General features: G+C 62.7%; 10 protein-coding genes. 2 read left to right on the forward strand and 8 right to left on the reverse strand.

Annotated features, from left to right (window positions below; genetic code table 11):
- Positions 1-37: 37 nt before the first annotated feature.
- From HKK57_RS19560 to HKK57_RS19570, 3 genes are all read right to left on the reverse strand, one after another.
- Complete coding sequence (locus HKK57_RS19560) at positions 38-1,240, reverse strand: ABC transporter substrate-binding protein (RefSeq protein WP_029293291.1); 1,203 nt, start codon at positions 1,238-1,240, stop codon at positions 38-40.
- 122 nt (positions 1,241-1,362) lie between these two features.
- Positions 1,363-2,130: a FadR/GntR family transcriptional regulator gene (locus tag HKK57_RS19565; protein ID WP_029293293.1), complete on the reverse strand. Its 768-nt coding sequence runs from the start codon at positions 2,128-2,130 to the stop codon at positions 1,363-1,365.
- Positions 2,131-2,259: 129 nt separating this feature from the next.
- Positions 2,260-3,222 (reverse strand): IS110 family transposase, encoded by a 963-nt coding sequence (locus tag HKK57_RS19570; RefSeq protein WP_029299564.1) that lies wholly within the window; start codon positions 3,220-3,222, stop codon positions 2,260-2,262.
- 371 nt (positions 3,223-3,593) lie between these two features.
- Between HKK57_RS19570 and HKK57_RS19575 the strand changes: the two genes are divergently transcribed.
- Positions 3,594-4,499, forward strand: a complete 906-nt coding sequence (locus HKK57_RS19575; protein WP_169390592.1) for a LysR family transcriptional regulator — start codon at positions 3,594-3,596, stop codon at positions 4,497-4,499.
- A gap of 4 nt (positions 4,500-4,503) precedes the next feature.
- Here HKK57_RS19575 and HKK57_RS19580 read toward each other — a convergent pair whose 3' ends face one another.
- The 5 genes from HKK57_RS19580 to HKK57_RS19600 all read right to left on the reverse strand — a co-directional run bounded on the left by HKK57_RS19580 (position 4,504) and on the right by HKK57_RS19600 (position 11,341).
- A complete protein-coding gene (locus HKK57_RS19580; protein WP_029293297.1) occupies positions 4,504-5,256 on the reverse strand; it encodes an alpha/beta fold hydrolase in 753 nt (250 codons plus the stop codon).
- 137 nt (positions 5,257-5,393) lie between these two features.
- Positions 5,394-6,746, reverse strand: a complete 1,353-nt coding sequence (locus tag HKK57_RS19585) for an OprD family outer membrane porin (RefSeq protein WP_169390593.1) — start codon at positions 6,744-6,746, stop codon at positions 5,394-5,396.
- A gap of 147 nt (positions 6,747-6,893) precedes the next feature.
- Positions 6,894-8,246 carry a citrate-proton symporter gene (locus HKK57_RS19590; RefSeq protein ID WP_029293300.1) on the reverse strand — a complete coding sequence of 451 codons (1,353 nt, stop codon included), beginning with the start codon at positions 8,244-8,246 and terminating at the stop codon, positions 6,894-6,896.
- Positions 8,247-8,341: 95 nt separating this feature from the next.
- Positions 8,342-9,730: an amidase gene (locus HKK57_RS19595; RefSeq protein WP_169390594.1), complete on the reverse strand. Its 1,389-nt coding sequence runs from the start codon at positions 9,728-9,730 to the stop codon at positions 8,342-8,344.
- A 201-nt stretch (positions 9,731-9,931) separates the two neighbouring features.
- A complete protein-coding gene (locus tag HKK57_RS19600; protein WP_169391216.1) occupies positions 9,932-11,341 on the reverse strand; it encodes an aminotransferase-like domain-containing protein in 1,410 nt (469 codons plus the stop codon).
- Positions 11,342-11,472: 131 nt separating this feature from the next.
- On the opposite strand from HKK57_RS19600, the gene HKK57_RS19605 reads away from it, so the two are divergent.
- The gene (locus HKK57_RS19605) at positions 11,473-12,108 is read left to right on the forward strand and encodes a LysE family translocator (RefSeq protein ID WP_154906996.1); all 636 of its coding nucleotides are present in this window, start codon (positions 11,473-11,475) and stop codon (positions 12,106-12,108) included.
- The last annotated feature ends 30 nt before the right edge of the window (positions 12,109-12,138 follow it).

The raw sequence follows: 12,138 nt of genomic DNA on the forward strand, positions 1-12,138 counted from the left end.
ACGGCCCTGTCGTGTATTACCGGTGAAAGTGGGCGGATCAGCCGAGCGTGCAGCCCGTGGCTTCTACCGGTGGGAACGACTGGCCGGCGCTGAGCACCTTGGCCAGGTCGTCCTTGTCGGCCATGTCGCCTGCGGCCTTGCCCACCAGCAGGTAGTAATCCTTGATCACCTGGTGGTCGCCGGCGCGGATCGTTTCCTTGCCGGTCGGGCCGTCGTAGCTCAGGCCCTGCATGGCCTTGGCCACCGTGGGGCCGTCGAAGCTGCCGGTGGCCTTGATGGTGTCGAGCATGACCTTGGTGCTGATGTAATCGGCGGCCAGCGGGTAGGTGGGGTTGATCCCGTACTTGGCCTGGGTCAGCTTGACCAGCTCGCGGTTGAGCGGGGTGTCGACCTGGTGCCAATACTGCGCGCCGAGGTACACACCTTCGAGCACATCGCTGCCCAGTTCCTGGAACTGATCGAGGCCGGCGGACCACACCAGCAGCACTTTCATGCGCTCCTTGATACCGAAGTTCACCGCCTGGCGCAGGGTGTTGGACGACTGGCTGCCGAAGTTGAGCAATACCAGCACGTCAGGCTTGGCGGCGATGGCGTTGGTCAGGTAGCCGGAGAACTCTTGCTCCTGCAACGAGTGATAACTGTTGCCCACATGTTCCAGGCCGCTCTCGGCCAGCACCGCCTTGGCGCCTTCAAGCAGGGCTTCACCGAACACGTATTGCGGGGTGATGGTGTACCAGCGCTTGGCGTCCGGCAGCAGCTTGATCAGCGGCACCACGGTTTCGCGGATCGCGCCATAAGTGGGCACCGACCAGCGGAAAGTCGCGCTGTTGCAGTCCTTGCCGGTGACTTCATCGGCGCCCACCGGGGTCATGAATACACCGCCGACCTTGGACACTTCCTTGGCCACCGCCAGCGCCGAGGACGACAGGGTGCAGCCCTGGAAGAACCGCGCGCCATCCTGGCCAATCGCCTCCTGGACCTTGCGCACCGCCTTGCCGGCGTTGCCTTCGGTGTCGATCACCTTGTAGTTCAACGGGCGCCCCAACAAGTCTGGGTACTGCGCCACGGCCAGGCGTGAACCCATGTCGGCAAATTTGCCATAACTGGCAAACGCACCAGACATGGACTTGAGGCCGTAAAAGGTAAACGGTTCGGCGGCGAATGCACTGCGCACGCCCAGCGGAAGGCTGAGCGCGGCGGCGGCGGTGAGGCTGGCTTTCAACAACGTACGACGCTGCATGGGGTGACTCCCTGGTTTAGTTATTGGCAGGAGTGGCAATGGCGATACGGTGGAGCACGGCCTGTGGGCAGGCCTTTTTTATTGAAGTGAAACGCGGTCCGAATGTGGGAGCTGTGGTGTATTTAAGAGTGATCGAACTCCAGTAGAAAGTGTGGGCTGACCTGGCCTTCCAGCGCGGTCATGTGGTGTTCGGCGTCGCACATGTGCTCATGCATCAGGCTGCGCACGGCCGCTTCGTCGCCGGCGCGAAAGGCGCTCAGCAGTTGCTTGTGATAGTCCAGGTTGGCCGCGTCGAACTGCTTGCGCTTGGGCTTGTAGGCTTTTTTCAGCACCACCAGGTCGCGCAGCAGGTCGTTGAGGAACTGCGCCATGAAACTCAGCAGCGGGTTGGGGCAAGCCCTGGCCAGCAGGTTGTGGAATTCCAGCTCCGCCAGGCGCTGCTCACGCTGGCCGGCCTCGCTGTCTTCCGGGGCGCTGCAAAAATCCACGTTGTCTTGCAGGGCGCGATAGTCGTCTTCGCTCAAGCGCCCCAGCACCGACACCGCCAATTCCACCTCGATCACCTTGCGCAGTTGATACACCTGCTCGCCATCCAGGTGCTGGAAGTGCAGGTAGTTGCGCAAGGCGCGGCTGGCCGGTTCGGTGCCGGCCTGGTTCAGGTAGGCCCCGCCAGTGGGGCCGGTGCGGGTGCTGACCAGGCCTTCGACTTCCAGGGCCTTGAGCGCTTCGCGGGCCGAGCCCTTGGAGCACTGGAAGCTCTCCATCAGCTCGCGCTCGGTGGGCAAGCGGTCGCCGGGCTTCAGCGCATCGGTGACGATCGAGCGCTTGACCGACTCGACAATCACATCGGAAAGCTTCTGGCGTTTGCGTCGCAGGGGTCGGCTGAGCATGGTTTTCTATTTATCGTATTAATGCGGATAAATAGCACTTAATAGGGGTTGAGCAGGGGCGTCAACGGCAGGGGTCGTTTTCAGGTAAAACAGGTCGTAAACCATGGCCATGGGCGTATGTGGGAGATTCTATGTTGCAGGTAAACCCTGCAACCTTAAGTTCGGTTGGTATTCGCTCTGGTTTTTCATCAGCGCGAATGCCACCCGGCAGAGCTTGCGGGCGAGGATTACCAGGGCTTGGGTCTTTGCCAGTCCTCGGGCCAGGTAAGACTCGTAGTACGGTTTCCAGGTCGCAGATCGGCTAGCAGCCATCGCTGCGTTGTGAGCAAGGCGCCGCAACTCTGAATCGCCCTTTTTACTCAAGTGCCGAGGGCCGGCCTTTTTCCCGGAGTCTTTTGGTCTCAGATCCATCCCCAAGAAAGCGATGAATGCATCGCCATTGGCGAACTGACCGCGCATGAAGGCTGTCGCTAGACCAGTAGCCGTAAGATCACCCACTCCCTCAATGGCTTTGCAGCGCTTGATATTTTCGGTGATGCCCGCCTCTTTGCTGACCTTGTGCAGCAACTTCTGAATGACCTGCTCAGCTTGTTTGAAGGACTTTAACTGCTGGGCCAACTCGTCTTTCAAAAGCGGTTCGCCTGACCAGCTCAGTGTGAGGCTTACACGCAAGTTGATAAGTTCTGCACGTCGGTGTAGCAAGCTTTTCAATAACTTGTAAGCCTGCGGAGGTGGACTCCAGAGCCGTAGCCGTTTCTGCTCGCTGCTCAGGTAGCGCGCTAATAAACGTGCATCACAAGGGTCGGTTTTCGCCCGCTGACCAATGCTTTCGCGGTAATGGCTCAACCGATAAGCGTCTACAACGTAAACCCGATGTCCTATTTCATGGGCGAGTTCAGCTGTGTCCAAGTGGTAAGTGCTGGTGGCTTCCAGGGCAATTGAGCTGTTGGCAGGTAATGTGTTGAGCCAGCGGCCAAGAGCATCGCGGTCGTTGGTAATGGCTTGAGTGGCGTTGAGGTCTTCGCGGTAGGCAACGATTTCGGCCTTGGCCACATCGATACCCACAACCGTTGGTGAAGTAAGGATTGTCATAACTAATCCTCGGAGCTAGGGTTTAAGGGCTTGTCGGGGTCTATCCCAGCGCTGGCTTGCCTCTATTGTCGGTTTTCCCGATGAATTCCTTATCGGCGCTTAGGGTAGAAAGGGCGGGACGAGAAGTCTCCCACGGTCCGTACTGGCTAGAGTCGGAATCGGGCTTTTAGTCGCCGTCCACCCCTTCAAGTCTAAACATACAAGCGGGCTTGCTCGCGAATGCGGTGTATCAGCCGATATATCCATCACTGACCCAGCGCATTCGCGAGCAAGCCCGCTCCCACAGGGGATGTGTCGTGCTCACAAATTTTGAGCCTGGCGCAGTAATTGCGTGCCTTAGCGCTCCAGTCTTTGTGCAGGAGCCACCGACCATGCAATTACGAGCCTTGCGGTATTTTCACGAGGTGGCGCGTTGCGCCTCGTTGCGTAAGGCGGCCGAGCGTTTGTACGTCACGCCCACTGCCGTCAGCCGGCAGATCGAGCACCTGGAACACTTCTTTGGCGCCGCCCTGATTGAGCGCGGCCCGCGTGGCATCCGCCTGACGGTAGAGGGCGAATGCCTGGCCCAGCAGGTCACCAGCACCCTGCGCGGCCTCGATCAGGTGCGCGATGTGATCGCCAGCCGGCAAAGCCAGGTGGCGGGTAACATCAGTATCCATGTGTCAGAAAGTATCGTTTCCACGGTGTTGGCGCCGGTGCTCGCGGCGTTCTACCGCGCCCATCCCAAGGTCACGTTCAATATTGTGATCGCCAGCGCTTCGGCCACCCTCGATGCACTGTGCAGCGGCGAGGCCGACCTGGGCCTGGCGTTCTATCTGCAGGAGCGGGCCGATGTTGAAGTCACCGCGCAATGCGAGCTGTGGCACCGGGTGCTGGTCAGTGCCGAACACCCCTTTGCCCAGCGCGACAGCATTGAACTGCGCGAGCTTGAAGGCCAGCCCCTGGCCATCCCCGACTCGGCCTACGGCGTGCGCCAGGCCCTGGAAGCTGCGGCGAAAAAGCGAGGGGTGACGATCCAGCCGGTGTTCACCACCAGCTCTCTGGAGGTACAAAAAAGCCTGGCCCGACAACGGGCGGCGGTGTTGATCCTGCCCCAGGTGGATGCCGACGCCCGCGACCTGGGCGATGGCCTGGTAGCGGTGCCGATTGCCGATGAACACCTGGGGCGGATTCGCATCGACCTGTGCGGGTACCGCAATCGACCGCGCTCGGTGGCGGTGCTCAAGTGCCAGGAGATGCTGGCCAGCGCGATGCAGCGTTGCGCGCTGGTGGACTGAGGCTTCAGTCGACCAGGCAACTGCTGGATGCGGGTGGCTGCCTGCCGTGGGCCAGGTAGGTGCCGACCCAGCGGCTTACGCACTGGCTGGCATCGGTGGTTGGGCTCTGTAGATACGGCCCCTTGAGCCGCAGGGTGGCGGGCTGTGTCGCGAAGGCCTGGGCGGCGCTCCCGGCGGGCTCGATCAGCACCATGCGCTCGACTCGATCGGCAAACAATTGGGCGTATCCCGCACCGAGCAGGTTGCCCTGGGCGATGCCCACGAAGTTGATGCGTTGCTCACCCAATTGCTGGCGCACGAACTCCATGTCCCAGGCCGCTTGGTCGCTGGCCAGCGCATTACGGCTGTTGCGCGGGCTCAACTCGATGACATCGTAGAACCGGGTCAGCGTGCGGTATGCCTCGGTGTTTTCGTACTTCCAGACTGTCGCCAGATGCACTGCGAACACCCCGCGCAAATTCGCCTGGGCAGCGGCCGGGCGGGCGAAGATCACCCCCCGGCGCTCCAGTGGCTGCAGCGCCCCGACGCGGGTGATGGTCAGGCGCAATGTACGTGCGTCCGCTGCCTGATGGTCCTGTGGCACGGTGACGATGCCGCATTGGGTGCGGGCAACCACCTCATGATCAAGGGCCTGCCCGGGCAGGCGTGGGCAATCGACCAGCCATTCGATACCCGGCGGTGCTGCATGGCCGGGTGAACTCAAGAGCATCATCCATCCACTGATGACGCAAAGCGCTGCTGCTTTCAAAGGTTTCATCCGCGTTCCTGGGTAACCGTCCGTAGGGACAGGCTTTTTACCAAGGGCGGCGGCGAGCCAATGCCGGAGCAGTCGCATACAAGGTGTAAGAATTCTGAATATTGCCCGTCGGCATTGCCTTGTGCCGACGGGCGGGATCAGAACAGGTTGATGGGGAAGTTACCGACGATCCTGAATTCGTCGTAGCTGCCATCGATCTGCCCGCCGCTGGCGCGGTGGTTGTAGACGATGGTGCGCAGGACCGAGTTTTTCAGCTTCCCGGATTGCACCACATAGGCCAGCATCAAGCCGTTTTCATTGTGCTTGGCGTTGTCCAGGCCGCGCACGTTGTAGCCGGTGTTGTGGCCGTTGCGATCTCCCTCGTAGTGCGTGCCGTCGATGCCCCAGCCCTTGGCGTGCCACAGGCTCGCAGTCAGGCCGGGCACGCCGTAGGCCGCGAGGTCGAGGTCGAGGTCGTAGCGCAGTTGCCAGGATTTTTCGTTGGGGCCGTTGTAGTCCGAGTACAGCGAGTTGGCCATGTAGTTGCCGGTGGACTCCCACACATAGTCGAAGTACTCGTTGCCGAACACCTGTTGCCAGGCCAGGGTCAGGCTGTGGGCCTGGTGGTTGGCGGTCACGGCCAGGCTGGCGGCGTCGTTGTCGATATAGCCCAGGCGTTGCTGGCCGGAATCCTGGGTGCGGTAGTAGTGCAGGGCGGTCTTGAGGGCGACTGCATTTTTGTCGCCGACGAGATGGGTCAACCCCAGGTAATACTGGTCCCACATGTCCTCGAAGCGTGAGCCGTAGAGGCTGGCTTCCAGGCCATAGCCCGGCTTGAGCGTGGCCCCCAGGTAACTGATGCGTGCGCCGCTGTAGGCGCGGTTGCCGAAGGTGGTGGTCAGGCGCTCGGCGCCGGTACCGGTGCGCGGGATGGCCCGATCGAAGCTGCCGCCCTGGACCGACAGCCAGTCCAGTTCGTTGCTGTACAGGCCCACGCCCTGGAAGCTGGAGGGCAGGGCGCGGTTGTCCTTGTAGCGCAGGATCGGGTTTTCGGTCATCAGGCGTCCGGCCTTGAGCTCGGTGTTGGACAGGCGAAACCGCACATCACCCACCCCCAGCCGGCTCCAGGTCGGGATTGCATCGCCGTCGCTGTCCACCAGCACGCGGTCGCCGCCATTGGCCACCTTGCCATGCCCGCGTTGCAGGTTGACCGCACTGAACACCCCTACATCCACCCCCACGCCAATCACACCCTGGGTGTAGCCAGAGCTGTACTTGAGCATGGCGGTCTGCACCCAGGTTTCGCGCACGCGGGTGGGTTGGATGCCGCCGGGTTTCTTGATGCTCAGGTAGGTGCTGCGTTGGGTGTGCTGGTTGGAATAGTAGTGACGCAGGTTCAGGTCCAGGCTGCTGCCTTCGATAAAGCCTGGAGCGCTGGCCTGGGCGTTTTCTTGCGCATAAGCCTGGGTGCCGGCCGCCAGGGTGGCGGCCAGGAAAAGACGTGGATACATGGTTAATCCCCACACAGAGAAGAAACTGTAGGAGCGAGCTTGCTCGCGAAAAGCCGGAGACCGCCGCGTGCATCCAGAATGCGCGCGTTATCGTTGACGGTCTTCGCGAGCAAGCTCGCTCCTACATGAAGGGTGCATACGCGCTGTTCAGCGAACCGAGGCTTCTCTGAGCCGGGTTTCGCGGGCCGGCGTGCCGGGGAGCACGGGCCGGGTTTCCTTGGCGAACCAGGCGGCGGTGAGGCACACCAGGTTGGCGATCAGCAGGTACCACACCGGTGACATCGGGTCGCCTGTGGTACCGATCAGCCAGGTGATGATGATCTGCGCGGTGCCGCCAAACGCCGCCACACCAAAGGCGTAGACGATGGAGAACCCGGTGGAGCGCACCGATTTGGGGAAGCTCTCCACCAGCAACACGATCAACGCCGCGCCGCTCATGCCATGCAGGCCGGACAGCACCGCCAGGGTCAGGAGGAACGTCGAGGGGCTGGGGTGTTCGGTCATCAACTGCAGCGCCGGGAACAGGATCAGCAACAGCACTACCCGTGGCGTCATCAGGATCACCCGGCGGCCGAAGCGGTCGCACAACATGCCGCCGGCCACCGCGCACACCGCCATGGCCGCACCGGCCACCAGGGTCGAGAGCATGGAGATACTGGTGGGCAGTTTCAGCTCGGTCAGGGCAAAGGTGGTCATGTAGTTGAGGAAGTACTGGGTGATGGTGCTGCCCGAGAGAATCAGCAAACCCAGGACCAGGGCACGCCGATGCTTGCCGCAGACTTCGCGCACCAGATCGCCGGTGCTGGTGGTTTCGCCCTGGCCGTGGAAGGTCTCGGCCAGGTTGCGGCGGATATAGATGCCAATCGGCAATACCAGCAGGCCGAACACGAACGGCACGCGCCAGCCCCAGCTGTTGAGGTCTTCGGGGGACATCACTTTGGTCAGGGTATAACCCACCAGCCCCGCGGCCATGGCGGCGACGCCCTGGGCCACCACTTGCCAGCAAGCATAGGTGCCGCGTTTGTGCGGCGGCGCGGCTTCGAGGATGTAAGTGGTGGCGGGGCCGGCTTCACCGCCCCAGGCCAGGCCCTGGATCATGCGCGTCACCACCAGCAGGATCGGCGCGGCGATCCCGATGGTTTCGTAGCCGGGCAATATCGCAATACTGCCGGTGCCCACCGCCATCATCACCAGGGTCAGCAACATCGCCGGTTTGCGCCCGACGCGGTCGGCGTAGGCGCCAATCAGCACCGCGCCCAGGGGCCGCACGATAAAGCCGATGCCGAAGGCCGTGACCGACAGCATCAGGCTGACGAAGGCGCTGTCGGACGGGAAAAATGTATGGCCGATCATCACCGCAAAGGTCGCATAGACCCCAAAGTCGAAAAACTCCACGGCATTGCCCAGCACCACGGCGAAGATGCTCTTCCTGCCGGCGTCCGGCGATGGCGTTTCAGGTGTGTGCTCGGGACCCTCGCGAGTCAATTGTTCAGTGTGCATACCAGCCCCTCGGTTTTAGTTATAGGTCGTCCAGGCCCCGGCCTTGGGGCCGGGGAGCGGGCGTGTGGGTGGGCAGTTCAGTTACAGCGTCAAGGTCAGTTCGGGTTCGGCCATTGGTGGATTGCGCCACGCCAGCTCTCATAGGTTTTTGCGATTTGCAGCAGCCAGATATCGGCAAAACGGGGCGCGATCATCTGCAGGCCGATGGGCATGCCATCGGCGGCGAAACCACAGTTGATCGACAGCGCCGGTTGTTCGCCCATGTTCCACGGCACGGTGAACACGATGTGTTCGAACGGCAGCTGCGGATCATTGCTCGGTGACGGCCATTGGGCGGGGAACGCGTTGACCTGGTTGGTGGGCGACAGGATCAGGTCGAGGTCGCTGAAGGCCTGGGCGGCGCGGCGGCGCATCTCGAAGGTCTGGTTGAACCCCTGCACCGCCTGCACGCCGCTGATATCGGCACCGGGCGCGGCCCAGTCGCGGATGTACGGCAAGACTTTATCGAACTGCTCGCTGCGCAAGGCCGACAAGTCGCCCCATTGCCGGGCGCGCCAGAACTGGTCGAGGCCGTCGAGTTGGGCGCGGTCCATGATCGGCGGGATCAGCGTGACTTTGGCGCCATGGGCTTCGAACAGGCGTGCAGCCTGTTCCACTGCTTCACACACGAAACCTTCCGGTTGCAGGCCGGCGCCGGGCTCCAGCATCAGGCCGATGCGCAGGCCCTTGACCGACAGCGGCTGGTTGCTCCACTCGCGGGTGAGCGGCGGCAGGCTGGTGGCGTCGCGGGCGTCGGGGCGGGCCAGGTGTTGCATCATCAGCACGCAGTCGTCGACCGTGCGGGTCATGGGCCCGGCGGTGCGACCGGTGTAGTAAGGGTCGATCGGGATGCGTCCCAGGGTCGGTTTGAAACCCACCAGACCGCACCAGGCGGCGGGCAAGCGCACCGAGCCGCCGATATCGGTGCCGATATGCAGCGGCCCGTAACCGGCAGCCGCCGCCGCCGCAGCCCCCGAACTGGAGCCGCCGGTGTTATTGGCGGTGTTCCACGGGTTGCGGGTGATGCCATGGAAACTCGACAGGCCAGAGGAGAGCATGCCGAAATCCGGGACAGTGGTCTTGGCCAGCACAATCGCCCCGGCTTCACGCATCCGCGCGGCGGGCGGGGCGTCCTTGAGGGCAGGGGTCAGGCGGGTGGCGGCGCTGCCGAGGGGAATCGGCGTCCCTTCGGTGGCCACCAGTTCCTTGATGGTCACGGGCACGCCATCGAGCACGCCATTGGGCTGGCCTTTGTTCCAGCGCTCGGTGGAGGCCTGGGCTTGCTGGCGCACCTGCTCAGGATCGAAGGCGTACAGGGCGCGGATCTTCGGCTCCCAGCGGTCGATGTGGGCCAGCAGGTGGTCGTAGTAGTCGAGGGGGGAGAGCTGGCGGCTGGAGAATTGCTCCAGCAGCTGGGCGGCCGTGAGGTCATGAAGATCGGTCATTGAGCGCTTCCTGGTGATGGGCCTTGGGGCTCATGGCGGGTGGCTGTTGCTCTGGACTATATAAACCCTGGGCAGCAGCGACCATCACATTCGAAGCGCTACAGTGTTGCGTTTTTGTGTGCACTCAATGGTCGCGACTGTGGGAGCGGGCTTGCCCGCGATGACGGTCTATCAGTTAATGAATAAGTGGCTGACACACTGCTATCGCGGGCAAGCCCGCTCCCACAATGGCTCGATCGCGGCCCACACCCGTGGGTCATCACAATGGGCCACATTGAAGCGCATAAATTCGCCCATCCCCGGCTCATACCCAAACAGCGCCCCCGGCGCCAACACCATGCCGCGCTTGAGCCCGGCTTCGGCCAGCTGTTCGCCGTTGACCCCAGCTGGCAGGCGCGCCCAGATAAACATCCCGGCCTCATACCCCATGGGCAGCTCACAGCCGCAGCGGCGCAGCCACTGTTCCACTCGGGCGCCGGCTTCCAGCAAGCGCTGGACCATGCGCTTGCGGTGCCGCGCATAGCTGCCTTCGCTGAGCAGGCGGTAGACCAGTTGCTCGAACAATTCCGACGTCACGCCGCCGCTCATCAGCTTCATATTGGTCAGGTTGGCCGCCAGTTGCGGCGCGGCCACCACATAACTGACCCGGGTATTGGCGCTGAGGGTTTTCGAGAAGCCCGACAGGTAGGTCACTTGCTCCAGGCCGGCGAGTGCCGCCAGGCGGGGCGGTGGGTTGGGGTGCAGGTCGCCGTAGAGGTCGTCCTCGATGATATGGCAGTGGTATTGACGCATCAGTTGCAGCAGCCCGAAGGCCTGGGCTGCGCTGAAGGAATGGCCGGTGGGGTTGTGCAGGATGCTGGTGGTCACATACAGGCTGGGCCGTTCCTCGGAGAGCAAGCGCTCCAGAGCCGCGAAGTCGAGACCGTCCGGGCCCCGTGGCAGTGTCAGCACCCTGACCCCGTGCAACGCCAGGTTGGCGTGGAAGTTGAAATAGCACGGTGCATCCAGCAGCACCGTGTCACCGGGGCGGGCCAGCAGGCGCATCAACATGTCCAGGCCTTGCAGGGTACTGGGCGTGGTGATGATCTGTTCCACCGAGACCGCCAGGCCATCGCCCTGCAGTTTTTGTTGCAGAGCCTGGCGCAGCGGCAGGAAACCCGCCGGCGTGCCCATGCCGGCAACGCGCAGGGAAGGGGCCCGCACCACACTGCGCATGGCCTGGCGCAAGGCTTCGGAGTCCAGCCAGTCTTCGGGCAGATGGCCGCCACCGGGGCGCAACTCGCCCTGGCCGGTGAGCATCGGTCGGCGCAGCACACTGAGCAAATCCTGGGGCAGCAGGTCGACCCAGTTGCTCGACGACGGCTGCGTCTGGCGTTGGGCGACAAAGTGCCCACGGCCCTGGCGCGAGGTCAGCAGATGCTGGCCGCGCAGGCGGTCCAGGGCTTCATTGACGGTGAACTTTCCGACGCCCAACTGCGCCCCTAGCTCACGCACCGAGGGCAGTTTGCTGCCTGCGGCCAATTGGCCTTGCTCGATGGCGCGGGCGAAGGCCTCGACAATCTGTTGGACCTTGGGGGTGTGGTCATCAAAGTGGATCTGCGGAATGGCCATCGCGACGTCCTGAAGTTTGCCGGTCACTTTACCGGTAAAGCCTGCGTGAATATCCGCCGAGTTTACCTGCCCGACACGCAATCCGCGCCCTAGACTGCGCAACATTCCTCGCTGCCGTGAAATTACCCACCATGGTCACTGCCCTTACGCTGTCGTCCTTCCTGTATTTCCTGGTGCTGTGCAGCACCCTGGCTTTCAGCCCCGGCCCCATGACCTTGCTGCTGCTGAGCCTGGGCTTGAAGGACGGTTTGCGCCACTCCTTGCCGGCGCAGTTTGGCGCCAGCGTGTCGTACCTGATTTCGATCCTGATCTTTGCCGTGGGCTTTTCCGAGCTGATCAAGGGCTACCCGCTGATTACCCAAGGCATCCAACTGGTGGGCGTGGCTTATATCCTGTACCTGGCCTACAAACAGTGGACCAGCAGCGGCGTGCAGATCAACACCGCCGGACAAGGGCCGGAGACGCCCCGTGGCTTGTTCGGCAAGGGGTTGCTGACCGGCCTGTCCAACCCCAAGGCGATCATCCTGTTCAGTGCGGTGTTCCCGCAGTTCGCCGCTGTTGGGCAGGACAGCGCCGCCGGTGACATCGCGATTCTTGGCCTGACTTTCCTGGTTTTGCAGTTCGCCAGCGGCTGCCTTTATTGCTACTTCGGCCAGCGGATCAAGCATGTGCTCGAGTCGCCGCGCAAACGCGTGCTGTTGCAGAAGGTCACGGCCGTCTTGCTACTGGCGGTGGCGATGTTACTGGCCCGTGGATTTTCCAGCTAAGCCCCTGGTGGCAGGGGATTGGCGCGGGGG

The organism is Pseudomonas sp. ADAK21 (assembly GCF_012935735.1).
GTDB classification, from domain to species: Bacteria; Pseudomonadota; Gammaproteobacteria; order Pseudomonadales; family Pseudomonadaceae; genus Aquipseudomonas; species Aquipseudomonas proteolytica.